23 protein-coding genes and 1 pseudogene are annotated in these 24,812 nt (G+C 43.7%); 18 read left to right on the top strand and 6 right to left on the bottom strand.

Features of this window, described 5'->3' with window-relative positions:
* Window positions 1-10: 10 nt before the first annotated feature.
* The 4 genes and pseudogenes from BLQ81_RS03295 to BLQ81_RS03310 form a co-directional block, all read right to left on the bottom strand.
* Window positions 11-2,434, bottom strand: coding sequence for a TonB-dependent receptor (locus BLQ81_RS03295; RefSeq protein WP_092728523.1), 2,424 nt, complete (start codon window positions 2,432-2,434; stop codon window positions 11-13).
* A 384-nt stretch (window positions 2,435-2,818) separates the two neighbouring features.
* A pseudogene (locus BLQ81_RS03300) lies at window positions 2,819-2,971 on the bottom strand (PepSY domain-containing protein); the annotation flags it as partial.
* A gap of 48 nt (window positions 2,972-3,019) precedes the next feature.
* Window positions 3,020-3,760: a LytR/AlgR family response regulator transcription factor gene (locus BLQ81_RS03305; protein WP_092728524.1), complete on the bottom strand. Its 741-nt coding sequence runs from the start codon at window positions 3,758-3,760 to the stop codon at window positions 3,020-3,022.
* Window positions 3,757-5,829, bottom strand: coding sequence for a tetratricopeptide repeat-containing sensor histidine kinase (locus BLQ81_RS03310; RefSeq protein ID WP_092728525.1), 2,073 nt, complete (start codon window positions 5,827-5,829; stop codon window positions 3,757-3,759). Before BLQ81_RS03310 ends, BLQ81_RS03305 begins: the two co-directional genes overlap by 4 nt.
* A 152-nt stretch (window positions 5,830-5,981) precedes the next feature.
* Between BLQ81_RS03310 and BLQ81_RS03315 the strand changes: the two genes are divergently transcribed.
* Window positions 5,982-6,551: a hypothetical protein gene (locus tag BLQ81_RS03315; protein WP_092728526.1), complete on the top strand. Its 570-nt coding sequence runs from the start codon at window positions 5,982-5,984 to the stop codon at window positions 6,549-6,551.
* Between the two features lie 449 nt (window positions 6,552-7,000).
* Here BLQ81_RS03315 and BLQ81_RS03325 read toward each other — a convergent pair whose 3' ends face one another.
* Window positions 7,001-7,585, bottom strand: a complete 585-nt coding sequence (locus BLQ81_RS03325; RefSeq protein WP_139183556.1) for a hypothetical protein — start codon at window positions 7,583-7,585, stop codon at window positions 7,001-7,003.
* Between the two features lie 371 nt (window positions 7,586-7,956).
* On the opposite strand from BLQ81_RS03325, the gene BLQ81_RS03335 reads away from it, so the two are divergent.
* The 10 genes from BLQ81_RS03335 to BLQ81_RS03380 all read left to right on the top strand — a co-directional run bounded on the left by BLQ81_RS03335 (window position 7,957) and on the right by BLQ81_RS03380 (window position 18,069).
* Complete coding sequence (locus tag BLQ81_RS03335) at window positions 7,957-9,126, top strand: sialidase family protein (protein WP_092728530.1); 1,170 nt, start codon at window positions 7,957-7,959, stop codon at window positions 9,124-9,126.
* Between the two features lie 327 nt (window positions 9,127-9,453).
* The gene (locus tag BLQ81_RS03340) at window positions 9,454-10,911 is read left to right on the top strand and encodes a DUF6600 domain-containing protein (RefSeq protein ID WP_092728531.1); all 1,458 of its coding nucleotides are present in this window, start codon (window positions 9,454-9,456) and stop codon (window positions 10,909-10,911) included.
* A 265-nt stretch (window positions 10,912-11,176) separates the two neighbouring features.
* A complete protein-coding gene (locus tag BLQ81_RS03345; RefSeq protein WP_092728532.1) occupies window positions 11,177-14,311 on the top strand; it encodes a VPS10 domain-containing protein in 3,135 nt (1,044 codons plus the stop codon).
* Window positions 14,312-14,642: 331 nt separating this feature from the next.
* A complete protein-coding gene (locus tag BLQ81_RS21925) occupies window positions 14,643-15,143 on the top strand; it encodes a hypothetical protein (RefSeq protein WP_139183557.1) in 501 nt (166 codons plus the stop codon).
* 473 nt (window positions 15,144-15,616) lie between these two features.
* Window positions 15,617-15,748 carry a hypothetical protein gene (locus BLQ81_RS22610; protein WP_245693155.1) on the top strand — a complete coding sequence of 44 codons (132 nt, stop codon included), beginning with the start codon at window positions 15,617-15,619 and terminating at the stop codon, window positions 15,746-15,748.
* A 96-nt stretch (window positions 15,749-15,844) separates the two neighbouring features.
* On the top strand, window positions 15,845-16,078 hold the full coding sequence (locus tag BLQ81_RS22615; RefSeq protein ID WP_245693156.1) for a hypothetical protein: 234 nt from the start codon (window positions 15,845-15,847) through the stop codon (window positions 16,076-16,078).
* A 107-nt stretch (window positions 16,079-16,185) separates the two neighbouring features.
* Window positions 16,186-16,434: a hypothetical protein gene (locus BLQ81_RS03365; protein ID WP_092728535.1), complete on the top strand. Its 249-nt coding sequence runs from the start codon at window positions 16,186-16,188 to the stop codon at window positions 16,432-16,434.
* Window positions 16,431-16,832 carry a type II toxin-antitoxin system VapC family toxin gene (locus BLQ81_RS03370; protein WP_092728536.1) on the top strand — a complete coding sequence of 134 codons (402 nt, stop codon included), beginning with the start codon at window positions 16,431-16,433 and terminating at the stop codon, window positions 16,830-16,832. Before BLQ81_RS03365 ends, BLQ81_RS03370 begins: the two co-directional genes overlap by 4 nt.
* Window positions 16,833-17,431: 599 nt before the next feature.
* The gene (locus tag BLQ81_RS03375; protein ID WP_092728537.1) at window positions 17,432-17,635 is read left to right on the top strand and encodes a hypothetical protein; all 204 of its coding nucleotides are present in this window, start codon (window positions 17,432-17,434) and stop codon (window positions 17,633-17,635) included.
* Window positions 17,632-18,069, top strand: coding sequence for a putative toxin-antitoxin system toxin component, PIN family (locus BLQ81_RS03380; RefSeq protein WP_175454165.1), 438 nt, complete (start codon window positions 17,632-17,634; stop codon window positions 18,067-18,069). Before BLQ81_RS03375 ends, BLQ81_RS03380 begins: the two co-directional genes overlap by 4 nt.
* Before the next feature lie 342 nt (window positions 18,070-18,411).
* Here the strand turns inward: BLQ81_RS03380 and BLQ81_RS03385 are convergent, their stop codons facing one another.
* Window positions 18,412-18,597: a hypothetical protein gene (locus tag BLQ81_RS03385; RefSeq protein ID WP_092728539.1), complete on the bottom strand. Its 186-nt coding sequence runs from the start codon at window positions 18,595-18,597 to the stop codon at window positions 18,412-18,414.
* A gap of 567 nt (window positions 18,598-19,164) precedes the next feature.
* On the opposite strand from BLQ81_RS03385, the gene BLQ81_RS03390 reads away from it, so the two are divergent.
* The 7 genes from BLQ81_RS03390 to BLQ81_RS03420 all read left to right on the top strand — a co-directional run bounded on the left by BLQ81_RS03390 (window position 19,165) and on the right by BLQ81_RS03420 (window position 24,789).
* A complete protein-coding gene (locus tag BLQ81_RS03390; RefSeq protein ID WP_092728540.1) occupies window positions 19,165-19,398 on the top strand; it encodes a ribbon-helix-helix domain-containing protein in 234 nt (77 codons plus the stop codon).
* Entirely contained in the window at window positions 19,388-19,735 is a 348-nt protein-coding gene (locus BLQ81_RS03395; protein WP_092728541.1) for a type II toxin-antitoxin system PemK/MazF family toxin, read from the top strand. The genes BLQ81_RS03390 and BLQ81_RS03395 overlap by 11 nt, the downstream gene beginning before the upstream one ends.
* A 249-nt stretch (window positions 19,736-19,984) precedes the next feature.
* Window positions 19,985-20,518 carry a hypothetical protein gene (locus tag BLQ81_RS03400; RefSeq protein ID WP_092728542.1) on the top strand — a complete coding sequence of 178 codons (534 nt, stop codon included), beginning with the start codon at window positions 19,985-19,987 and terminating at the stop codon, window positions 20,516-20,518.
* A 104-nt stretch (window positions 20,519-20,622) separates the two neighbouring features.
* Window positions 20,623-21,159 (top strand): alpha/beta hydrolase, encoded by a 537-nt coding sequence (locus BLQ81_RS03405; RefSeq protein WP_175454166.1) that lies wholly within the window; start codon window positions 20,623-20,625, stop codon window positions 21,157-21,159.
* Between the two features lie 247 nt (window positions 21,160-21,406).
* Complete coding sequence (locus tag BLQ81_RS03410; protein ID WP_139183558.1) at window positions 21,407-22,354, top strand: tetratricopeptide repeat protein; 948 nt, start codon at window positions 21,407-21,409, stop codon at window positions 22,352-22,354.
* Window positions 22,355-22,705: 351 nt separating this feature from the next.
* Window positions 22,706-24,397: a potassium channel family protein gene (locus BLQ81_RS03415; protein ID WP_092728544.1), complete on the top strand. Its 1,692-nt coding sequence runs from the start codon at window positions 22,706-22,708 to the stop codon at window positions 24,395-24,397.
* A 101-nt stretch (window positions 24,398-24,498) separates the two neighbouring features.
* Window positions 24,499-24,789, top strand: a complete 291-nt coding sequence (locus BLQ81_RS03420; RefSeq protein ID WP_217636640.1) for a hypothetical protein — start codon at window positions 24,499-24,501, stop codon at window positions 24,787-24,789.
* Window positions 24,790-24,812 lie beyond the last annotated feature (23 nt).

Genomic DNA, 24,812 nt, shown 5'->3' on the forward strand with positions numbered 1-24,812 from the left:
AACATTCAATTTAAAACTTCAAGGCAAAGGTCATATAAAAGGTACGCCCATCAGCAGGCATAATGCCTGGCCCGGGATAGCCACCAGCCCTTCGGGTAAAATAAGTTTCGTTAGTAAGGTTATTCACTCCTGCCTTTAAAGAATGCTGCTTCCACAGATTCCAGCTTGCAGAGAGGTCCTGAACCTGATAGGCTGGAATGAGCCCAACCGTGGCAGCTGCATTTGGAGTTTCTGTATTGGATGCATCCGAATAAGCTTTGCCGATATCGCTCATTTGCCAGGTCATAGAGAATTTGCCCAAATTATAAGTGGCTCCATATCGGTTGATCTTTCTTGGCGCATTTTCCACCTGATTGCCTTCCAGATTTCGGGTGGTGATTTGTCCATTACTTACCGAGGTCACTTCAAAGTCTCCATAGGTAGCATCAATAAATGCCAATGAGGCAAAAAAGTGAAGGTATCCGATTCTGGAGCTACCAAACAGGGCTGTGATCGGATCAACTTCAATATACCCTTCAAATCCCTTACTTACAGAATTACCCAAGTTAGTTCGGAACTGATAAATACTGCCAGCTGAGTTGGTCTGCGCAATGGTACCTATTCGGTCCTTGTAATTCAAATGAAAATAGCTGAGGTCAAATTGCAAATAGGAAAGTAAAGTGCCACGGTAACCAAAATCCACATTGTACCCTCTTGAATCCTTTAGGCTGGGATCAATCACATCCGTAGTGGCCGGAGGAGTAAGATCGGAAATCAACACCGGACGGTAGGCTTGGGAAAAGTTGGCGTAAAACTCTGTGCCCTTAGTCACGTGATACTCTGACCCTACTCCCAACAGGGCGAAGGATCGGGTTCTGGTGATCCGATCCAGCAATTGAGGACTTCCGCTGACTAAATTCAACTTCCCTTCCATAATAGATCTGATATTCTCTATTCTTATACCGCCAGTGACCAGAAATTTATCTGAGAATCGGAAAATATTTTCGGCAAATGCAGCCAAGTTGATATTAGAAAAATCCAAGTCTCTTCTGTAATCTCCTGCTGCTACTGAAAAATCCATATTTGATCCTGTAGTGCCTACTCCTAGCTGTTTTCTGTCGATATGCCCGTTGAAGTAGCGAAGTCCGGTTACGAGGGTATTCTCTTTTCCAAAAAACGTGTATGAAGAACTCAGTCTAAGTTCCGAACCGTATGTGGTGTAATAATCTCGGTCTACCTGACGGTTTCCCAAATCATCTTCCACATTGATCGGTCTCATAAAGCCCACGCTATTTCGCTCAGCAAGTGTTCCAAAGGCCTTCCAACTCAGTTTAGTGTTGGATGAAATCAGGTATTCAGCAGAAAGTGAAGGCACAAACCAGGGAGTACTGAACCAGTTTCTGTTTCTGGTACTTTGGCGTGAATCTTCACCAAACTTTGCATCGGTCAAGCCTCCCGGCTGTTGACTTTCCGCAGTCATGTAGGTCATTTCCATTCCTAATTTCAGGCGGTTGCTCGCAGCGTAATTTACCTCCATGTGCGCATGATCTGTATTGAAATACCCGTTCTCTCTCCATCCATTTCCGATTCTCTTTTGGTAATAGGCAGTGTAATTCCATTTTCCCTCAGTACCTCCTATATAGTTAAAGGAACTGAATAGGCCATTGCTTCCAAAAGTATTGATCGTCTCGGCTGTAAATCGGGTGGACTTATCCGGCTTTCTCAGGACAAAGTTCATTAAGCCTCCGAATTGAGGCCCAAACTGTAAAGAAGAAGCTCCGCGTATGATTTCAATCTGCTCCACTACCTCCATCGGAGGAGTGAAATAGGCTTCTGGATAACCCATAGGGTCAGGCGTAATGTCGTAGCCGTTCATTCTGACATTGAATTCCCAAGAACGATTGGGACTCAAACCTCTGGAAGCTACGCCTAGCTGGATACCGGAACCGTCGCTTTCCCAAATGGTAATACCTGGGGTTTTGGCAAAAATCTGTCGGCTGTTGTTCATGGCAAGGTTTGCATTGAGTTCAGCAATTCTGATCACCTCATTCTTTTTGCCGGCGTTGATCCTATAGTCATCCACCTCAGGCAAATGTCCATGTCCCAAAATACCTCTACTGGAATGCAATTCAAAAGAGTCCAGCCAAAGCGGCTCTTCTGTCAAGACGAGATTAAGAACCTTGGTCTCTGCTTCAGTGATAGAGAATGGCAAAACTGAATCTTCATACCCAAGTAGGGAAATTTTAAGCTGGTAATCGCCTTTTGGGAAATCTTTCAGCTCATAATTTCCATTCGCGTCACTCTGCACACCACGGACAGTACCATCCAGAATAACAGAGGCAAAAGTCAATGGATTTTGGTTTTTATCAGTGATTTTGCCCTTTAACAAATTCTTCTGCGCCATTGTGTTCAAGGCCAACAAAACAAACATCACAATCAGCGAAATCTTCTTCATCAGTAATTCTTATCTAGATTAATTATAATTAGCGCACAAATATAAATGCACAAGTTTGAACCAAACAAATTATTTTTAATAAATCTAAATAAGAAAAGGGAAGTATGAATAAAAATGGAATTACCACCTTGATAATCTGTTGAATACAAATTTTACAGGGCCTATAAAAGCTGATCCGAACCCCCTGAGAATCAGAAAAGCTCCTGAAATCGAGCATGTCTGCTACAGGCAGGCGTGACTAAAAAGTCAAACACTGGGATGATTATCGACCCTGCGAGATTCCCTGTCCGACTACAGGCGGGCATCTGACCAATGAAAAACAAATTATAAACAGATCAAATTAAGCTGGAATTACTGCTTCACTCCTGCGTGAGGGTTTCTTCATTTGTTTTTGGGCCACCAAAGAATCCAGCCCGAAATCACCATCACCAAAAAGACTAATGTGAATGAGGCTACCACGGGCTGACCGATTTCCGCAGGGAGCCAAAGGTAAAAATGTCCGTCCAACACCAGTCGGAAGAAATCTGCAAACTCGTCTTATACTTTCTGCACCTTTAATCTTAATAAGAAATTAAACTCATCCCCTTACAAAGCCCGAAGCAGGGCTTCTTTTCGTCGGGAGGCCACTTCCACCTCAGACCCATCCTTGAGAATCAAAAAACCTCCCTTGCCCTTGTTGTAAAATTTGACTTCGCGGAGGTTGACCAAATGGGAATTGTGCACACGAAAAAAGCCCTGATCAGCCAATAAGGACTCGTATTCTTTCAGCGTTTTTGCGACGGTCAACTTTCTCCCTCCCTTTAAAAAAATATGGGTGTAGTTGACATCGGCCTCACAGCGGATGATCTCCTCAGGTGTCACATATTCCTGACCGAAAAGTGTCGGCAATCCGATTTTTGACGGGAGTTTTTCTTTTTTCAAATCAGCTATCAAATCCAATATCTGTTTGACTGAATCTGATTTTTCTCTACTCTTCTCTACTTTTTCGATTGCCTCGGCTAGCTCGGTTTGATCGATAGGTTTGAGCAGATAATCCAAAGCAGACACTTTGATTGCCTTGAGCGCATATCCCTCATGTGCTGTGGTAAAAATTACTTTAAATTCAATTTTGGGCAGTTGACTCATCAGCTCAAAGGCCGTTTGATCTCTGATTTCCACATCAAAAAACACCAAATCCGGTGAGTTTTTACCCAAATATTCCAAGGTCTCTTCCGGAGTTTTCAGCCACTTTTCCACATGAATATGATGGAAATGATATTTTCCCAATAAAATCATCAGCCGCTCTGCACTCTGAGGCTCATCTTCGACAATTACGCAGTTCATCATGTGAATGGGACAGAATTAGGTTGGGAAAGTGTAAGTCGGACCTCAAATCCAGGGGATAGATTTTCCCAAAAAATTGACCAGGCATTAGTTTTACTTTCAATATTCAAGTTATCAAGACGGTTTTTCACCAGCTTCATCCCCATGGATTGATGCTTTTCGGGGATTTCCACAAATTCTTTCATCCCAGATCCATTATCCCGCAATACCAAGAGGCAGGAGTTTTCCTGTTGGTGAACCTTGAGGGTGATCAATCCGGGTGCTTCAATATGGGCTATGCCATGCCAAATGCTGTTTTCTACCAAAGGCTGCAAAAGTAAGGGCGGGATCATTAAGTGCATTTCATCCACTCCCTCTCCAATCTGGATTTCAAAATCGATCTTCTTATCTAATCTGAGTGCTTCGATGGCAATGTAATCCTGAAGCAGGATGATTTCTTCACTGAGTGATATTTCCCTTAAGTCGGAATATTCGAGGATTCTTCGGATCAAGCGTGAAAAGCGTGTCAGATACCGATCTGCTTCTTCAGCTTGATTTTTAAGTAAAAAATTACTGATCGAACTCAGGGCATTGAAGATAAAATGCGGATTCATCTGTGCTTTGAGGGCTTTCAACTCCAATTCGGCTACCTGAGCCCGGAATTCGGATTCCAGCTTCTTCCGTTTGTTTTTTGAATGCTTCCTAAATCCCCACAATCCGCCTCCGGCGATGAGCAATAGCCCTCCGATTCCGAGCAGGTACAGACTGGCTTTGAGCCGTTCACTTTCTTTTTCCAGTTGAAGCAGTTGCTTTTCGGACTCAAACTCAGCAGTCAATTTCTTTTCCCGCATTTCAAACTCATATCCAATCTGTAAACCAAGAAGCTTCTTTTCGTTTTCATCATTGAAAATACTGTCCTGAAAAGCCTGAAAATTCTGATAGGATTCCAATGATTTTTGAAATTGGCCAAGCCCTTTTTGGGTTTCAGCCATAGCTTTCCAGGCAGATCGCTGCGCCTCAAGTGACTCCGTTTCCTGTGCAAGTGTCAAAGCTTTCTGCTCCAATTCCAGTGCCTTTGATAAATCATTTCCTGCCCAGTCACTTTTTTCAAGATTTGCCAATTGAAGCAATACAGTAGATAAACTGAGTTTCTCACTGATTTCTGAATAAAAATTAGCCGCACTGTCCAGGTATTTCTTGGCCTTGTCCAAGTCCTTATTTTCCGAAAATAGGCTGCCCAAGGCTGTAAAGTCAGAAGCTATCCTTCGTTTGTTGCCGATTTCCTTGTTCAGCCTCAATGCCTCCAAAAACAAAGTTCCCGCTTCACTTTTTTTACCCTGAATTTGAAGAATCGCACCCAGATTCCCCATCGAACTGGCCTCCATTTGCTTGTATCCTTCTTTTCGATAGAGTTCGATTGCTTTTCTGTGATATGATTCAGATTTCTCTAATTCATTCAGATTTTTATAAACCAGGCCAAGATTGGTAAAGAGATTCCCGAGCTCCCACGTATCTCCTGCTTCGGTCAAGCTCAAGGCTTTCAGGAAATATTCTATCGCTTTGGGATAATCTGCCAAGGCCAGAAATACCACGCCGGTATTCATTTGACTGTTTAGGATATTTTTCCGTAATCCCAAGTCTTCAAAAATAGCAGTGGCTTTTTCGTGATTTTCGAGTGCACCCCGGTAATCTCCCTGATTGTACTTGATGAGCGCCATGTTGTTCATGGCACTGGCTTGACCTTTTCGGTTTCCGGATTTTTGATGGGCAATCATCACCGATTGATAGGCTTTTAAAGCCAGGGTGTCTTGGCCCTGATACCAATAATTCACCCCTTTGTTATTGACTGCAGCAGTAGCGCGGGCGACCAATCCCAAGCTGCTTGCTAATGAATAGGCTGAATCGGAATAGCTGAGTCCAATGACCGGGTCAACTCCCGCAAAATAAAATGAGAGGTCGTTAAAAATATCCACCCGGGTACTGTCCGGCAGTCCGGATTTTCTCAATTCATTCCGAAGTGAATCGATTTGCTTTTGGCCCCAAGCCGGACATACAAAAAGCACCAGAACAATAAAAAAAGACAATGGCTTCATCTGCTGGGAAATAGATTACAAAAATGTAGGGAAAATTTGCAAAAAATGAGCAATTCTGGGCATGAAATAAGGAAAATACCCCAACAAATAAATCTGGAAAGCAAAATCATAAAGTGAGAAATAACTTCCCTTTTTAAAACCTTACTCATAGTATGAAAAATCTAAAATTTTACTTTCTGGGATTAATCCTGAGCTTGGCAAGCACAGCAGGGGCACAATCTTTTGACAAAGGCACCAAAGTGGCTTCTTTGGGAATCGGCATCGGTAGCTCACTTGGGAGTTTTGACTACAGCACCCAAATCCCCGGAATCAGCCTAATGTATGAACAGGGAATCGCACAGGCAGGCAACGTGGGAGTCATCGGTCTTGGAGGATATGTAGGCTTCAAGAGTTTCAGTTGGGAAACCAAATCCGGTACTATCGAGTCCAAATCAAAGTGGAATTACACCATCATCGGACTGAGAGGGGCATTACACTTTACAGGAATTGATAAGGAAAACCTCGATCTCTATGGCGGAGTGATGGCGAGTTATAATTTGCTCAACTACAGCTATGAGGACAATACGGGTTTCAACTCGGGCAATAGCGGAAATTTCGGCAACTCTGCAGGATTGACACTATTCGCAGGAGCGCGCTATTATTTCAGCGATAATTTGGCCGGCTTTGCAGAATTGGGCTACGGCGTATCCTACCTCAACCTGGGACTTGCGGTGAAATTTTAAAAAGCTTGCCCCTTTTCACTTTGAGGCCTTGAGAAGGATTGATTCCTTACACAGCCTGAAGTACATTGGTCACATAGAAAGCATAGCAAATTCCTTGAGAAAGAGAACGCTATGTTTCCCTATGTTTCTATGTTTTTAAAAAAATCTCTTTTGAGATCCTTCGTGTCCTTTGCGGGAAAGAAGCCAATCCTCAGCCCCATCCTATTCACTAAAAAATCTCGGAAAGACGGAAAGGCGCAAAGTCCTTTTTTTTTTGGCGGCTTTAGTGGCTTAAAAAAAACTCCGTGGTAAAAACCCGCATCAAAGAGCGAAGCGAATACCTCCGCGACCTTGAAAAAGCCACCCGAGCCGATAATCTTTGAAGTTCATTTCCAGCACAAATCCCCCGATCTCTTTCCTCTTTAACCTTTGTGGTAAAAAATCTTTTCGCTCTTTTGCGCCCTCCTTACTCAGGGGGTCAGGTTTACCAGTTTGATGCTAAACTGACCCTCTGAGATAATCCGCTCCTGATTACCAATACCCGAGGTGGTGACAGGGCCGATCAAAATCGCAGTAAACGTGCCTTCTGCCCAATCCTTGGTTATTTTGGTAAATCGAACGGTCGCATCATTTTTGACCACAATACTCGGAAGGTTTTGCTTTAACAAAACAGCATTAAACACCTGACCCTGTTCATCAGCATAAGTGAAATTAATCCGGGCTATACCAACTCCACGATAGGCAATGGCTTGCTGCATCTGGTAATCCACATTGAGTTCAAAGGTTTTTTCATTCCACACATTGAACTGAATAAAATTACTTGTGCCTGTACTTCCAGGCCCCAAAACCTGAAGAATTGCATTGTGCACCGGGCCATTGGAGTCAAAACTGAATGACATCGGCGTTACCGGGTTTGTCTTAAATTCCTTTTGGACTCCATTGACTTTAAACCGGATAAAACCTTCGGCTATTGGTTTCGGATCCTCTGTTTTGCTTCCACAGGATAGCAAAAGAATTCCGAAAAGAATGAAAATTGAATATTTCAGATATCTCATGGCTTTTTTTTGAAAAGCTACAGTTCAGATTTTTCAAAAAAATTCTCCATTTATTATCTGATTCAATAAATCCATTTGCTGAATCAAAGGCTGATTGAATGATCTCTTTTCCGGGTAAAAAAATGAGAAATTGGAGCAAATCCGGTAGGCTGAATTTCAAATCATCTGATATTTACCGACTAGGCAAAAATCGATCTGACATTACGCTTTTGCACTGAAAACATATCGCTTGCAGACACGGGGTGCCGGGCAGAATGGGTAGCCTGACTATCAATCTGCAAGACTTGAAAATCTTTCTGCCCTTTTGAAATTTGATAAGTCATTACTTAGATTTCTTTTTTATTTGTCCATACCAAGCCATCACACCTCTCATGTTCCACAAATTCGTCTGCACTTCCTTATTGGTTACGCTTTTGGTTTTTTCTCTTTTTGCACAGGAGCAGCTTGTATTTGTTTCAGGGCAGGAAGGACACGCCACCTACCGTATTCCTGCAATAATTTCATTACCGAATGGTGAGCTGTTGGCTTTTGCCGAAGGCAGAGTCAACGGCAGCGACGACTACGGAGATGTCAATCTGGTCATGAAACGAAGTTCCGACCAAGGAATCACCTGGTCCGGCATTGAGACTCTTTTGGACTATGATTCCCTTCAGGCGGGCAATCCTGCACCTGTGGTCGACCTCTTGGACCCCAGATACCCACAGGGGGTTGTTTACCTTTTTTACAATACCGGAAACAACCATGAGTACGATATCCGAATGAATCGCGGGGTAAGGGAAGTCTGGATGATGCGGTCTTTTGATTTGGGAAAAACCTGGGCAGCACCACAGAATATCACCCTTCAAGTCCATCGGCCCAATAATCCGGAATTCAATCCCAACTATAAAAACCCGGCGGACTGGAGACATTATGCCAATACTCCCGGACATGCTTTTCAATTTCAAAGCGGAAAATACAAGGGAAGAATTTTTGTGGCAGCCAATCACTCCGTCGGCAATCCCCGGGAAAATTTCGCGGAATATCAAGCCCATGGCTTTTTTACCGATGACCATGGCAAAAGCTTTCAATTGTCCGAATCTGTGGACATCGACGGATCCAATGAATCCATCGCCGCCGAACTCAGCAATGACCGAATGATTATGAGTATCCGAAATCAGAAAGGAGACATTCGAAGCCGAATTCTGGCCTTTTCTTCCGACGGAGGTCAGACTTGGGATGAGGCGTACTTCGAAAGTCAACTACCCGATCCAGTCTGTCAGGGTTCGATCCTGAACCTCGGAACAGAAAACGGCAAGACTATCCTCGCGCATTCCAATCCTTCAGACCCCAAAGACCGTAACAATCTGAGTGTGAAAATCAGCTTCGATGAAGGAAAAACCTGGAGCAAAACTATCGTAGTAGACAGGGCCTCAGGACATGAAAAGCAAAGCTGGACCGCTTATTCGGATCTGGTAAATCTCAATGACACGCAAATCGGGATTATCTACGAACGGGACAATTACCGTGAGATTGTATTCAGACAAATCAATTGGAAGGATTAAAGCACCTTCCCGGTCTTTGATGCCAAATTCCCCGAAAGTATTAACAAAGAAAAATAGGGTTTTCTAAAATTTAATTTTTTTAGATCAAAACTTCATTGAATTATTTAATGAAGCTAAAATATTATTAGGCAATTTTTAAAAACAACCAAACTTTATTCAGATGTTTTGCGAATAAATTTTTAAAACTTATCAAAATAATCTAAAGCCAAGTGCAACCTTCAGTCCTTAACCCGCATCTACTTAGTCAAAGGCTGATGCATACTAATTAAAATTAGCTACTCAAGTACTTAAGCCCTTTCAGTGATCCACTTCTACACCACAATTACTATGAAAACGAACTTTGTCTCTAGATGGTTAAACAGCCTGGTAGTGGGAGTATTTCTCCTCGCCGGCCTTTTGGTTTCGCAAAATGCAACTGCAGAATCCTATAACGGTGTGAGCTTTCAGGTTTTCTACGATGAGCTTGCACCCTACGGGGATTGGGTAAGGGATGCCCGGCATGGCTACATCTGGCTTCCTGCGGTAGACCAAAATTTCCACCCTTATGGAACGGACGGACACTGGGTCATGACCGAGTATGGCAATACCTGGGTCTCATATTTTGACTGGGGATGGGCTCCTTTCCACTATGGAAGATGGTACTTTGATGACTACTTCCGCAGCTGGGCATGGATCCCCGGGTATCAGTGGGGTCCGGCATGGGTGAGCTGGAGAACAGGTGGTGGCTATTACGGTTGGGCACCTCTTGGACCTGGCGCTTCCTTTAACATGATAGGAAATTATAGCAGCTTCCACTGGGTATTTCTTCCCAGGCACCGCATTTATCATCACCATGCCTACAGATACTATGCACCTCACCGAACCAGGGTGAGAATCTATAACAACACTACCATCATCAACAACACCTATGTCTATAACAATCAGACTTATGTGACCGGCCCTTCACGTAGAGAATTGCAGCAGGTAACCCGCAGAAATGTGCCGGTCTATCAGGTTCAGGCAAGCAATACGCCGGGTCGGACTTCCGTATCCCGAAACACGCTCAATGTCTACAGACCTGAAGTTCAGGAGTCCCGAGATCGAACTGTAGGCGCGAGACCTTCCCGAATATTGGAAGCAGATCAGGCAAGAGGCGGCAGATCCTCTCAGGTTCTCAACGCCCCATCCCGGACAAGTGCAGCAAGTGGGACTTCTGGTGGAAGAACCCTGGAATCTCCAAGCAGATCTTCGATAAATACTGATGGAACAGTTGAGAGAACTACCCCAAGCAGATCAAGTAATCCTGCGGTAAATCAGGGAACTCAAAGACCTGTGATTACGCCAATGCCTGATGATTCACGCAGCCGAAGCACATACACTGCTCCCAGTCGGGTGCAAAGCTCAGGAAGCAGGGAGGAAGCTCCGGCCAGATCTACTCAGGTCAGACCGACGCCAAACCCAAGTCAGCGGACGACTGCTGCTCCAAGCAGGCCTAGCAACGAAGTGAGAAATATGGAACAGAGAACTCAGCCAAGTACGCCAGCCCGCGAATCTGTACAACAGTCCCGACCTGCACAAGCACCTGCCAGAACTCAGGTTCAGGAGCGAGCCCAAACTCCGGCCCGGGTCCAGGCTCCGGTGAATCGCAGCGAACCGGCGAGGACTCAAGTGACTCAGCCCTCAAGAATACAGAGTGGCGGTAATTCATCGGAAGTAAAAGCACCTGCACCTGCCAGACAATCTGCTCCTGCTGCTCCAAGCACAAGCGGCAGCACTCCAAGCAGAAGCAGTGGCAGGGGTAATTAAGAATTGATACTAAACCAATTATTGGGCATGGATTCGAAAGGATTCATGCCTTTTTTATGCTTTTGTTTTTTTAAACATTAAGAAATTTAGAGCATTAAGATTACTTTAACTTAAACCGCTAAAAAATTCAATTCTTAATTCCCAAAATGCCTTAATGGTTAAATTTTGACGAAGCAATCATCGGACATCTGTCATCTGACACCGGACAATATTGACTTCTTTCGCCTTTTCCATATCTTATCGTTTCAAAACCACCGATTGAAAAATGAAACGTTTTTTATCCCTCCTGCTGCTGCTCAGCAGCATCACCGCCCATTCCCAAACTTTCGATACTTCCCTCCCTCTGAAATACCGAAATATCGGTCCTTTCCGAGGTGGACGCTCGGTCGCTGCCACAGGGGTGGTCAATGATCCACTTACCTACTACTTCGGTACCACGGGTGGCGGAGTCTGGAAAACCTCCGATGCAGGACAGCATTGGGAGAATATCTCTGACGGATTTTTCACCACAGGTTCGGTCGGTGCAGTTGCTGTCGCCGAAAGCAATCCCAACATCGTCTACGTCGGTATGGGCGAGCATGCGCCACGTGGCGTGATGACCTCCTACGGCGATGGCATGTACAAATCCACAGATGCGGGCAAAACCTGGAAGAAGCTTGGTTTGGAGAAAACCCAGCATATCTCCAGAATCCAGATTCATCCAACTAATCCTGATATCCTCTATGTCGCCGCTCAGGGAGCACTTCACGCACCCAATGAGGACCGGGGCGTGTACAAATCCATTGACGGTGGTTTGACTTGGGAAAAAGTCCTCTTCGTAGATGCCAAAACCGGGGCAGTCGAACTCTCTATGGACATGAATTATCCTGAGATTCTGTACGCTGCGATGTGGGAGCACCAGCGTCTGCCTTGGCAGGTGATCTCCGGAGGTCCGGGTTCGGGCCTGTACAAGTCCACTGATGCGGGCAAAACCTGGAAGAAAATCCACAAGGGGCTTCCTGAAGAAAAAGGAAAAATGGGCATTTCCGTCTCCCGAGCCAATTCCGACAAAGTTTACGCACTGATCGAAAGCGATACCGAAAAGGACCTCGGCGGACTATTCGTCTCCAATGATGCGGGCGAAAGCTGGACTCTGATCAACAAAGACAACGAACTCACCCAGCGGGCTTGGTACTACATCGAAGTGTTTGCCGATCCCGTGAACGAGCACAAAGTCTATGTACTGAGTGCGCCGTTTTTGGTATCAATTGACGGTGGAAAAACCTTCGAAAACATCGACGGAGCACACGGCGACTACCATGACCTCTGGATCAATCCCAAAAACGCCAACAACATGATCCTCGCCGATGACGGCGGAGGCTCCATTTCTTTCAATGGCGGTAAAACCTGGTCTACCCAAAGCAATATGCCTACCGCCCAATTCTACCGCATCAACACCGATAATCAGTTTCCCTACCGCATTTACGGAGGTCAGCAGGACAATACTTCTGTGGTGATTTCCAGCATTGGCTTGGGCCGTGGTGGGATTTCTCAGGAACACTGGAACTACTCCGCAGGGGGTGAAAGCGCCTTCCTGGCATTCGATCCAGATGATCCTCGATACGTCCTCGGCGGAAGCTATCAGGGCACGATCGAGGTACTCGACATGCAGACTCAGGGCTCAACCAACATCATGGCCGCCCCAATCCAATACCTCGGCATGGATGCCAAGGACATGAAATACCGATTCAACTGGAATGCGCCGATCATCTGGTCTCAGCACGAGCCAAACACCTTCTACCATGCGGCCCAAGTGCTGCTGAAAACTCAGGATTGGGGAAAAACCTGGACGGAAGTATCACCCGATCTGACCCGAAATGAAAAAGCCAAACAAGGAAAAGGCGGTGTACCCTACACCAACGAAGCCGTGGGTGCAGAAAACTATGGTACTCTTGCCTATGTAATCGAATCCCCTCACGAAGCCGGAGTGATCTGGACCGGTTCGGATGATGGACTCGTCCAACTCACTCGAGACAACGGAAAAACCTGGACCAATGTCACTCCAAAAGGCCTGACCGAATGCCTAGTCAATGCCATCGAAGTTTCCCCCCATGATCCGGGTACTGCCTACATTGCCACCACAAGGTACAAGTTTAACGACTACACCCCGGCGCTATTCAAAACCACGGACTACGGAAAAACCTGGACCAATATCTCCAAGGGAATTCCTTACGGGGCCTTTACCCGGGTAGTGCGAGAAGACTCGAAGGTGAAAAACCTACTTTTCGCAGGAACCGAAACGGGTATGTACATTTCCAAAGACGGTGGTACGAATTGGGCTCCTTTCCAACTTAACCTGCCACTCACTCCGATCACCGATCTGAAAGTCGCCCACAATGACCTAATTGTGGCTACAGCAGGACGATCCTACTGGATTCTCGATGACCTGAATCTGGTGCGGGAGATCCAGGCAAAAGCCGATAAAATCACCATTTACACGCCTGAGGAGACAATTCTGGGAAGTTGGGGAAGCCCGATGAACGGCAACCTGGATGGATTCAAGGGAACTGATCCATTTCAGGGAATCAACCCGGCCAATGGCATGGTGATCTACTACCACCTTCCGAAGACCCTGAGCGATTCGACCGCTTTAACCCTGGAGATTTTGGATGAAAAGGGAAACCTGGTCCGAAAGATCAGTTCCAAGAAAAACCCCGACTTCCAATCCTATCCGGGCGGACCTTCACCCGAACCTATCATCGCTGTGAAAAAAGGAGTCAACCGCTTCGTGTGGGATCTCCGCTACCCTACCATGCCCGGGGTTCCAACTGCATACATTGAGTCCAGCTATCGGGGACACAAAGCCATACCGGGCATCTACACGCTGAGGATTAGTTCAGGTGCCGAGACTGCCGAAACCAAAGCCATCATCAAAGATATCCCTGCCTACAACCTGACTCCGGCCGACTACCAAGCCTACCACGAATGGATGAGCAAACTGGAAGCCGATGTCACTACCATGCACACGATGGTCAATACAGCCAAATCCTATCAGGATCAGCTGGCCGAATTGCTGAAAAAACTGGAAGGCAAAGCCGAGTATGTTGCCCTAAAAACCGAAGGCGAAAAGCTGATCAAGGAACTCAAAGCCTGGGATGAGGACATGGTACAACGCAAGTCCACCGCCTACGATGATGTGGAGAACTTCCCGAATAAGTTCACCGCCAACTTTATGTTTATGCTAAACCATGGAGAAAGCAGCATCCCTCGAATCAACGAAGGCACCAAAGCCCGCTACACTGAATTGATGGACCAGTGGAAACCCCTCCAAGCCGAAGGCAAACGCCTAATCGAAACCGCTGTACCGGCATTCAATAAACTGGCAAGTGAGAAGGGAATTGGGGTGTTGTTTGTGAAGTGATTTAAAAAAATTATTTGAGCGCTGAGTGTAGTTGCCAACTACACCCAGCGTCTATTTGAGCTTCAATGCAAAAAGAAGTCAACTGCTCTCAGGGGGGATTTGCTTATAAATGAAAATCAAATGGATTTGAACCAATTTAAAATTGTTAAGAATACGAGGGTAGAATTGCAAATCCCAGCCAGATTAGACCTAAAATTAACTACACCGCGAGGGGGGTATTCATAGTTGCTGGTTTTGTCAAGAAATAATAATAAATCAGAGATCACAACAATATTAAAAAAATAAAAATGTGTAAGAGATTATAACAATGCCAAAATCGTATCTATTACTCTTGTTTCTAATTTCCGTTTCAAACCTAAGTTTCGGTCAAGATCAGAAAAGGCTGAATGTTTCAATTGGAATTGGACCTAATGAATCTTCTGATATTGGTATTAGGTTTCAAAAAAATCAAATGCAATATGGCATTGGATTCGGTACAATCTTCGCTCAAAGAAGAGGAACAAATAGACCTGAAATTTTTACTGGTGAATTTTTTTATCACTTTGCCGGAAAGGCCGAACTCAGTACCAGAAGGTCATGGTATTTAAGGAGTGGGTTGGTTCTGTACAAGGACGAAACATCTAGCTTAAGAACTTTGACATGGCTAATTAATTCGAGAATTGGTAGAGAGTTTAATATTTCGAAAAGAATCGGAATTAGCCTTGACGCAGGAATAATAACGAGAATTAAAAGTAGAAGTAAAGAAATTGGCCCCAATCCACAATACAATGATGAAATTGTATTTCCAATTTTCCCAAGTGCCGGGCTTAATTTGTGGTATCGGATTTTTTAAAACTGCCTTTTCTGGCTGTTTAAACGATGGACTAGTTTGGCCCTGGCCTGAGCGTAGATCCCCCTCCCTGCAAGCTGGCCTCTCGCTAAAAAGCTTCACTGAAGCTTTTTTGACGCTCGATCCTGCTCGACTATCCAAACGAATTTGTAATTCGCCAGAAATTATCAATTTAGATATTTAGCCAATTAAAAATTGGTTAGAATATTTGGGTGTTTTGCAAACTACACCCAGCGTCCTGAGTACCTTCAAAGCAATTACAAGTAGCAGTCTTTGCAATTTGAGGGTCAAAATGTAAATTTCTTTTATGGGTGAAGCATATCAGATACGGGACCAAGAAATGCCTTATTTTTTGACTTTTCAGGTCGTGGGCTGGGCTGATGTCTTCACACGGAAAATCTACCGGGATTTCATTCTTGAAAACTTGACCCTATTCCCGAAAAGAGAAGGGATTGTATTTGTATGGTTATGTAATCATGAGCAATCACATTCATCTGGTTGTTCAGCAAAAGGATGGAAAATTATCGGATTGGGTACGAGATTTTAAGAAATTTACGAGTAAGAAACTGTTAAAAATGGTTCTTGAGAATTCACAGGAAATGCCCTGACAAAATTCTCACGCTGTCAAAAGATTTATTAGGGCATTCCATCTGACCAATAAAAACAGATTATAAACAGATGAAAGCCGAAAAGAATGGCTAAAAATGATCTTTGAATATCATGCTGAATTCAAAAAGCGCTCAGGAGATCTGCAGTTTTGGACCCATGAAAACCATGCCATCGAGTTACATCGGCCAGAGATGATAGAAAGTAGGATGACCTATATTCATGAGAATCCGGTCAGAGCAGGTTTAGTAGAAAAACCAGAGGATTATCTTTATTCCAGTGCTAGAAATTATTCTGGAATAAAAGGATTGATAGAAGTGGATTATTGGTAATCCGAGTGCATTAGCCAATGGCAAATTGGTTTTGATTTATTCCCAAACCCAACTTTTCCTTGACAACTTGTCAAGTAAGACTTAACTTAGCTTAAAATCAGACAACAATGACACTGACGATGCACATAGGAGAGTTTAAAGCACGCTTTTCGGAGGTGGTAGAACTCATCAAAAACGGCGCAACCATCAAGGTCATCAAAGGTAAATCAGGCGATCTGGTCGGTTATTTTGGCAAAAACCTGGAACCATCGGCACCGGCAAAACGAACCCTCGGATTTTTCAATACGCAAGGAGCGACCATCAACCAAGAAGACCTTCAGTGGTCTGATCAAGAATTGGAAGAGTTTGGGCTATGAAGTACCTACTCGACTCACATGTTATCTTGTGGCTAGCCTACGAAGACGACAAACTCAGTAAAGCGGCAAAAGAGATTCTGCTTGATCCAAAAAATGAGATTTTCTTGAGCGCTGTGAGTTTTTGGGAAATCGGTTTGAAATTCCAGTCGGGAAAATTAGACTTAAAAGGCCATAATCCAGAAATTCTAAAAGCGGGATTTGACCAATACTTTGATTTCCGGCAGTTGAATCTAGACCTGGCTGATGCAACGACGATCTTCAAACTCGATGCTTCCATTCACAAAGATCCCTTTGACCGAATGCTGATCTGGCAAGCGCTAAGCCATGGACTGACTCTTATCACAGCTGATGAAAACATCCAGCGCTATCGCGGAGTCGGTCTAAAGGTAGTCTGGTGATTTGAAAAACTTAAGGAAATCAAGTTTTTGGCTAAACTAGATCTGAACTAAATTCTCCATTCCCAACGACTAATTGACTAATCCAATATGAGAAGCCAGCTCTGAAGGAGCCCAACCATTCATGACCGCGGGTGCTGCCCTCCTGAGTGCAGTTGGCCGCTTGCCTGAGCGAAGTTTGCCTGCCTGCTCCCCATCCCCATCTGAGTGTAGTTTGAACGCTGGTCTAGGCGTAGTTTGCAACTACGCCTTTATATCCAAACGAATTTGTAATTCGCTATATCCATTCCAAATGAATAGTTGACTAACTCAATTGGGAATTCGGCTCCGAAGGAGCCTAACCATTCCTAACCGGGGGTCCAACCCGTAGTAAATCCTGAAAACAACAAACAATAGCCCCGCAAGGGTGAAACTTGTTTTTCAATACATTAAATCACCCCTTCGGGGCTCTCAAGACTTACCATCACCTTAACCTCCGGCTCCTTTCAGTCACCGGAGGTCATGAAAAGTAGCAATCCTTCGGATTTTTTCTAAAGTCAAATTAGGACAAATTACAAATCAACCTTTTCCTATGAATCCTGTATATTTAAAAAAAGCTAGCTATGAAAATCGAACGGACAAAGAAGGAAGTGATTATTCGGATTCCTGCCTCAGTCAATGTGGACGATATGCAGGATTTGACGGATTTGCTCCGATACAAGGAGATATCAAGTAAGTCGCAGGCTACTCAAGAAGACGTAGACCATCTCGTCAGTGATATAAAAAGAGGTCGCTGGGAAAAAACGAAGAATAAATTGGGACTGTGAGAATTGTTATTGACACCAATATTGCTTTTAGCGCAATACTGAATAGCAACAGCAAAATTGGAAGGATTATCCTCCATCCAAAAACCAATTTAAATTTTTACTCCACCCATCAACTTTTGGAGGAATTAGAAGAACACAAAACCAAATTAAAACTTATCTCTGGGTATTCGGATTCTGAACTTGATGAAGTTATACGTCTGATTACTCAAAAAATCCGGTTCATTAACATCAAATTGATACCGATAGAAATTTTCGCTATGGCAGAAACCATTGTGGGGGATATAGACATTGACGATACAGAATTTGTAGCTCTGTCTGAGCATGCTAAGGCCAAATTATGGACGGGAGACAAAAAGCTTATTGCGGGATTAGCTAAGAAAAACTGGAAAAGGTTAATTTCTACCGATGAGTTGTTTCTTCTCATTCAAAAGTGATCCAACTAGTATGCCTAAGCGGAGTTTGCCCAACTGAATTCAAAAAATTCCTCAAAGACTGATTTACCCGTTCCCCAGATTTTACAATTCCGAAGAACTGTTTCAGAAACTATGATCCGAATCCTCAGTCTGACTGTAGTTTGGCGTTATAGCCTAGCCATAGGCATTAACTTTTATAACTAAACCTTTCTATCAAACCGAGTTTTACAATAGTTGAAAATCCTATGTAAAAGCGATTCCGGATTTCAATCAATAATACAATCTGGATTGAATCCAGCATTCAATTGAATTTCAAATCTCCTAAGGGTAACAGATTTTTTGATTTTTACTTACAATTACATTTCAGACCTCATCCTTGGTGGTTTTGACAAGGCCAATACCAGCTATGAAAAATAATAGACCTAATGATCCAAACACAATCATTTCTTTAGCGTCTGCTGATTCATTGGCAAATGTAACAGCGGCATAAATAAGTCCTACTATACCCAAAATTGTAAGTATGGCTCCGAAAATTCTTTTTAAGTTCATAAGTAAGAAATATTACAGTTCGACTATATCCACAATCATGCCAGCAAGGATTGAAGTAGGTAGCTTTCGGCAGTTGGGTACGCAAGCACAATGGTATTGCGATTGAATGCCTGCCCCACTTGACTCTTGTTGTTTCACTTTCCTGCATTCCAGCCTTTGGCTATTACGTAATCGGCATCATCGAAGCCAACAATCGAAGAATTCATACGCTCGAGGAGTTTGCATGCAATATTGAAAAAAATCAAGGTGGCGCGGTGCTGATAGAATGTCGCAGTGGTACACTAGGTTATTTCAAAGTTAACGGCCAACGCTAGGCTTGGAATACTGGCCTAGGTATAATTTGCCCCGCCTGTGTGTAGCTTGAGGCTTGCCCGAGCGTAGTTTACAAAATGCTCGACTATCATTACGAATTTGTAATTCGCTTTAGAACAAATTACAATACCTAGAAATAGCCTGGCACCTTATGGATCTGTATTCCTTTCCTGGCTTAGAGCTATAATTCAAATTTTATCTTTTGAAATACTCCATCAAAGTATATACTTTTGATACATACATACTCTTCGCAAAATGAAAACTCTTTCTCTCAAACTTGATGATCAGATCTTTCAGGAAACTGAAGAAGTAATCGGAGCACTTGATAAGCCGCGAAACCGGTACATCAACGAGGCAATTCAGTACTACAACCGAATCCAAAAAAGAAAGCTGCTCTCCAAGCGACTTGCCTTTGAGTCCAATCTTGTAAGCGAAGAATCGATGAAAGTACTTTCGGAATTTGACGATATAGAGGAGTATGACTACTAAAAAAAATGAGATTTGGCTCGCAAATCTTGACCCAAGATTTGGTACTGAGGCAGGAAAAACCAGACCCGTTCTTATCATCCAAAGTGACCTGCTGAACAAATTTCACCCCTCCTCCTTAATCTGCCCCATTACCACGAATGTAAAACCCGAAAGCAAAATTCTGAGGGTTCAGCTCAAAAAAGGTGTCGCAGGAGTCATTGAAGACTGCGATGTGATGATTGATCAAATCCGGGCTATCGACAACAAAAGACTGCTTAAGAGAATCGGAAGTCTGTCAAACGAACTCTCTCAAAAAGTCAAGGAGAACCTTAAAATTGTATTGGATCTGGAGGATTGATCCCCACCTGAGCATAGTTTGTAAAACACTCTTCCATCCAACCTGATTTGTAATTCGCTACATAAACTTGAGTGAAAATCGGGTGATTCAATTACTTGTTGATCGGAATATTGAGATGTAGAATTCCATCCAGCTGGGGACAAAGCTTGAATTTGGCCTGTTGGGAAGTCCCTGAAATTGATTGGATTTCTAAGCGATTTCTAAGCGATTTCAAAGTATTAGTTATCGCGAAATATTGATGAACTATTTATGAAGAATTACTTTTTATTTATCCTTCTATTTTATACCGGCATAGTAGAGGCGCAACAGTTTAATGTGGGCATTCGCCTTCAGAAAACCCATCAGATGTATTGGGAAAATGGGGTTTCTACCCAGTATTCCTTTGCGAATTTCAAACCGGATCGGCTTTTTGTGGGCTTTGATTTTGTGACTTCACGACTTGGATCAGCCTTCAATTCCAATGCACTCAAGCAAGACAGTTATATATTTTCGGGAAGTTGGCATTTCTTCAAAAAGCGCCAAGTGCATCTTGTCGGAAGATTGAATACGGGTTATTTGACTACTGATTTGGAAGAGGATATTTTTGCCCAACTCCCATCTTCTGCTTTTCTCCTGGCACCTGAATTGGGCTTGAATTATTCGCCAAAGCAGTTCCCATTTTCCTTGAACACCGGAATTGGGTTTTATGTCAATATGCAGGAGGAAAGCAAAACTCCCGGTACCTTTCAGCCGCTGTATTACCATTTGACCTTGTACTACAAACTTTTTGAAAATAAAAAATGAAATCAAGCATGACCCTTCGGTGTCACACAGAGGGATGCCCCGATAACTATCGGGGAATGCATGCGAAGATTCCATGTGGCCTTTAAAAATCAAATTATAAACACATGAAAACTCCCTTGAAAAACATATTGATCGCGGGTCCTCTCTTTTTGGCTGTTTTACTCTTTTCTGCTTGCAGCGATGCACCGGAAATCAATGACTCGCTTCTTGATGGGAATGTGATTTTTGACCCCTCCCTTTATTCCCCTGAGGATTACCTGGCCTCTGCAAAATTTCCGAATCCGAGTGCTGAAGACCTGGACAAACACATTTTGATCGCTTCCCATGGTTACTCTGCTTCCACCTTTGAGTGGCAGGAATTTGTGGATTGGTCAGCCGATGCGGACTATCGGGTTTCCACTCTCTTGTTGGATGGGCATGGCCGCAGCTATGAAGATTTCAAAGCCTCCAAGTGGGAAGATTGGCGTGCCGCCATTATTCGGGAATTTGAGTTATTGGAAAATCTGGGCTATACAAAAATCAGTTTTGTGGGATCTTCCACAAGTGGAGCATTGCTTTTGGAGTTGATGGAAACCGGTTATTTTGACAATCATGTGAAACCCAAAAACATTTTCTTTGTCGATCCCATCAGAAGAATCTAACACAGTGACTCCTTCCACATTTTACAAATCCAGAGTTTCATCATTTCGCCTAGTCAGAAGATCACCTTTGTAAATAATCGTTCAATTGGCTTCCATGAAAGGGTTGAGTTGATTTTTAATCGAAATTAAAATCACAGATTGTCTTTACAGCCAAATGAATTTGGAATTCGCTCAAGGCTAAGTAACTTGATTCTTTTGGGAGAGGAGTATCCTCGACCGCTCTGAAAAAGCCTTAGCTACAAAAAATATGAAAAACCTTCTTTGGGTCGCTGTTTTCTCTATGTTGATCGCCTGTAACCAAAAAAAAGATGCAGGTGATCTATCTGAAAACCAAATCCTGCAGGATTCCATCTTCACTACTCCTTTGGGAAAAACCTTCCCTATTCCTGTGCCTTCTGAAAAGCTTTTGGCTCAATATCAGGAAGCAAAAACAAGTTTTGAAGCCAATCCTGAGAATGTGGATGCCCTCATCTGGTTTGGGCGGCGGACAGCCTACCTTGGGCAGTATCAGGAAGCCATAGCCATCTACACGAGAGGTCTGGAGAAATTCCCCAATGACCCAAGACTCTACCGACATCGGGGACACCGCTACATCAGTATCAGGGAATACGATCGCGCGATTTCAGATTTTGAAAAGGCTGCGCAATTGATCGAGGGAACCGCAGATGAGGTTGAACCCGACGGCATGCCCAATGCGCTGAATATTCCGGTAAGCAGCTTACACGGCAACATTTGGTATCATCTGGGATTGGCCTATTACCTCAGCCATCAATATGAAAAAGCCAATACCGCTTATCTGCGCTGTCGGGAAAGTGGCAATCACTATGATAATATTGTTTCAAGCACACACTGGCTTTACATGATTCAGCGGCGGCTCGGCAATTCCCAAAAAGCTGAGTCCATGTTATCCCCCATCCATCAGGACTCCACCGTAATCGAAAATCAAAGCTATGCCGATCTCTGTCGCCTTTACAAAGGCTGGATCCCCGTGGACTCCCTATTGCCGGATGGACCTGCGAGCCCCTCCAATGACGCGATTCGCTATGGGGTAGCCAATTGGTTTCTATACAATGGAGATACCGCTCAAGCAAGAAAAATGATGCAGGAATTAGTCGACGATAAAGCATTTTCCTCCTTTGGGTATCTTGCAGCGGAAAGTGATTTGATCCGATACTTTGGGCAGAAACAGCGCTGAAAAACTTATTAATAAATCGTATTCAAATGCATGTTTGCCAAACTTGAGCGATTTTATCAGCTGACAAAAGCGAATACCGGAAAATTATTCTGAAAATGTATCAGTTTCCGTTGAGGAAATCATCAGATATTCATTTTTCCGTCATCCCCGGATTCGACATAAATTTCATGAAGACTAAATTATTCCATTATTTTTATCAAAGTATAATTTGATTAAAGTAGTCAGACCTGTCTTCCTTCAGTGTGAATAATGTACCAGTTTATGACGCTTGTGCCATGCCTTTCCACCTAAGACAGGTGTGCAAGATTTCATTTTAATTAGCAAGATTTCAGCATAAAAACTCATCATAGTATGAAGTTTCTAGGAGCACAGATTTCATTTTTGCTACAGAATAAGCCTGACCGAAAAAACTTACGGTTACTGTTTAATTTTCTCTTGGTACTCCTTGGAATGATTACGGTATTCTCTGTGATTTTTCATCTTTTGATGCTCAGGGAAGGACAGACCTTTTCCTGGTTGACGGGATTCTATTGGACACTTACCGTGATGTCTACGCTTGGATTTGGAGACATCACATTCCACAGTGATTTTGGAAGATTATTTTCAATAGTGGTCTTACTGTCGGGGATGTTGTTTTTATTGGTATTGTTCCCATTTACCTTTATCAACTTCTTTTATTCTCCTTGGATAAAGGCACAGGATCAATCCCGTGTTCCCAGAGAACTTCCGAAAACCATTCAAGGGCATGTTATTCTAACCCGCTACGGCCCGATCACCGAACCGCTGATCAAAAAGCTTCATCGGTTTAATTACGAATACGTTGTTCTGGTAGCAGATCTAGCAGAAGGGCTACGTCTGAAAGAAATGGGGATAAATGTCATGCTGGGAGATTTGGTTGATCCCCAAACCTACAGAAACGCCAGAGTTGAAAAAGCCGCCATGGTAGCGACGACAGAATCGGATGTACTCAATACTAATGTTGCTTTTACAGTAAGAGGAATCAATAAGGAGGTCACCATTATCTCCACGGCTAATACCGATGCAGCTGTAGATATTCTAAAGCTCGCAGGCAGCAATAATGTTCTTCAATTAGGAGAAATAATGGGCTTAATACTATCACGAAGAGCGAATGCCGGAGATGCCTGTGCGCATGTGGTTGGACGTTTTGGGGAGTTACAGATTGCCGAAGCCCTCGTCACCGGATCAGCTTTGGTTGGAATGACCTTAAAGGAGACCGAACTGAGGCAAAAAGTCGGAGTCAGTGTGGTTGGAATCTGGGAGCGGGGAAACTTCCAAACCGCCAGGCCTGAGACTCTCATTTCCCAAAGCACCGTATTGGTTTTGGCAGGTTCGGGAGATCAGATGGAACTTTACAACAAGACATTTGGTGTGAAAAGAGAATTAAATGCACCTGTTTTGATTTTGGGAGGAGGAAGGGTCGGTCGGGCTACCGGAAAAGCCCTGTCTGTAAGAAATCTTGACTATAAGATTGTTGAAAAAGATCCCTCTCGGGTCAAAGGCGTAAGAAATTCGATTGTTGGTGATGCTTCAGATCGGGAAGTACTGCACCATGCCAGAATTATGGAGTCTCCCTCCGTGATCATCACTACCCATGACGACGATGTCAATGTGTACTTAACCATCTACTGTAGATTGATTCGGCCTGATATCCAAATTATCACTCGCTCGACTCTTGAAAGGAATTTGGGAAATATGCATCGGGCAGGTGCCGACTTTGTCATGTCATATGCTTCCCTTGGTGCAAACACCATATTGAATTTGTTGCAACGAAGTGATATCATGATGGTGGCTGAGGGCCTCGATTTGATCAAAGTAAAAATCCCCAAACAACTCACCGGCAAAACTATCAAAGAATCTTCGATAAGAAAAGAGACGGGGTGTACGATCATTGCCATTCGAACCGGTGAAGAAATGACCATCAACCCTGAACCAGAGATGATAATGGAAGAAGGCGCTGAAATCATACTGATCGGAACCGTCGAAGCAGAAAATCAGTTCCTCCGCATTTATGGGGCAAATTAGGCAGGCAATACCTTGGCAGATAGTTGAGCATTCAATACATCTCCCAATAATTGTCAGCTACATAAGTTGAACTATTTTTTAAAAAAATTATTATCCTAATTGTGGAGGAAGGTTTGGGAATTTTCAATTCCATCCAGTTTACCTCCAGGAATTCCAATTCACTCGCTGATCTCCGACTCGCACATACCAGCAGCAGAAATTCTCTGATTTCAGTCAATCAACAATTGGCCATTGGGTTTGGAGTAGCATTTGGTTTAATTCTTCTCAAACTTTTTGAAGGTGATGTACATCTAGTCCAAGGAGTTATTCATCAGGCATTTCGATATACATTTTTGGTATTTGGAAGTTTAACTATGCTTTCGCCCTTGGTTTTCCGACGATTACACGGGTGAGACGGGGAGAGTCTAAGAGCCCA

It is taken from the genome of Algoriphagus alkaliphilus (assembly GCF_900103735.1).
Lineage (GTDB): Bacteria > Bacteroidota > Bacteroidia > Cytophagales > Cyclobacteriaceae > Algoriphagus > Algoriphagus alkaliphilus.

What these genes read in the sequence shown, in the direction of transcription:
- BLQ81_RS03315 (WP_092728526.1), top strand. Translation starts at nt 5,982, where the DNA reads ATGAAAAATCTAAAATTTTACTTTCTGGGATTAATCCTGAGCTTGGCA.
- BLQ81_RS03310 (WP_092728525.1), bottom strand. Translation starts at nt 5,829, where the DNA reads ATGAAGCCATTGTCTTTTTTTATTGTTCTGGTGCTTTTTGTATGTCCG.
- BLQ81_RS03405 (WP_175454166.1), top strand. Translation starts at nt 20,623, where the DNA reads ATGAAAACTCCCTTGAAAAACATATTGATCGCGGGTCCTCTCTTTTTG.
- BLQ81_RS22615 (WP_245693156.1), top strand. Translation starts at nt 15,845, where the DNA reads ATGATCTTTGAATATCATGCTGAATTCAAAAAGCGCTCAGGAGATCTG.
- BLQ81_RS03410 (WP_139183558.1), top strand. Translation starts at nt 21,407, where the DNA reads ATGAAAAACCTTCTTTGGGTCGCTGTTTTCTCTATGTTGATCGCCTGT.
- BLQ81_RS03395 (WP_092728541.1), top strand. Translation starts at nt 19,388, where the DNA reads ATGACTACTAAAAAAAATGAGATTTGGCTCGCAAATCTTGACCCAAGA.
- BLQ81_RS03325 (WP_139183556.1), bottom strand. Translation starts at nt 7,585, where the DNA reads ATGAGATATCTGAAATATTCAATTTTCATTCTTTTCGGAATTCTTTTG.
- BLQ81_RS03385 (WP_092728539.1), bottom strand. Translation starts at nt 18,597, where the DNA reads ATGAACTTAAAAAGAATTTTCGGAGCCATACTTACAATTTTGGGTATA.
- BLQ81_RS03370 (WP_092728536.1), top strand. Translation starts at nt 16,431, where the DNA reads ATGAAGTACCTACTCGACTCACATGTTATCTTGTGGCTAGCCTACGAA.
- BLQ81_RS03375 (WP_092728537.1), top strand. Translation starts at nt 17,432, where the DNA reads ATGAAAATCGAACGGACAAAGAAGGAAGTGATTATTCGGATTCCTGCC.
- BLQ81_RS03415 (WP_092728544.1), top strand. Translation starts at nt 22,706, where the DNA reads ATGAAGTTTCTAGGAGCACAGATTTCATTTTTGCTACAGAATAAGCCT.
- BLQ81_RS03345 (WP_092728532.1), top strand. Translation starts at nt 11,177, where the DNA reads ATGAAACGTTTTTTATCCCTCCTGCTGCTGCTCAGCAGCATCACCGCC.
- BLQ81_RS03390 (WP_092728540.1), top strand. Translation starts at nt 19,165, where the DNA reads ATGAAAACTCTTTCTCTCAAACTTGATGATCAGATCTTTCAGGAAACT.
- BLQ81_RS03305 (WP_092728524.1), bottom strand. Translation starts at nt 3,760, where the DNA reads ATGATGAACTGCGTAATTGTCGAAGATGAGCCTCAGAGTGCAGAGCGG.
- BLQ81_RS22610 (WP_245693155.1), top strand. Translation starts at nt 15,617, where the DNA reads ATGAGCAATCACATTCATCTGGTTGTTCAGCAAAAGGATGGAAAATTA.
- BLQ81_RS03335 (WP_092728530.1), top strand. Translation starts at nt 7,957, where the DNA reads ATGTTCCACAAATTCGTCTGCACTTCCTTATTGGTTACGCTTTTGGTT.
- BLQ81_RS03340 (WP_092728531.1), top strand. Translation starts at nt 9,454, where the DNA reads ATGAAAACGAACTTTGTCTCTAGATGGTTAAACAGCCTGGTAGTGGGA.
- BLQ81_RS03295 (WP_092728523.1), bottom strand. Translation starts at nt 2,434, where the DNA reads ATGAAGAAGATTTCGCTGATTGTGATGTTTGTTTTGTTGGCCTTGAAC.
- BLQ81_RS03365 (WP_092728535.1), top strand. Translation starts at nt 16,186, where the DNA reads ATGACACTGACGATGCACATAGGAGAGTTTAAAGCACGCTTTTCGGAG.
- BLQ81_RS03400 (WP_092728542.1), top strand. Translation starts at nt 19,985, where the DNA reads ATGAAGAATTACTTTTTATTTATCCTTCTATTTTATACCGGCATAGTA.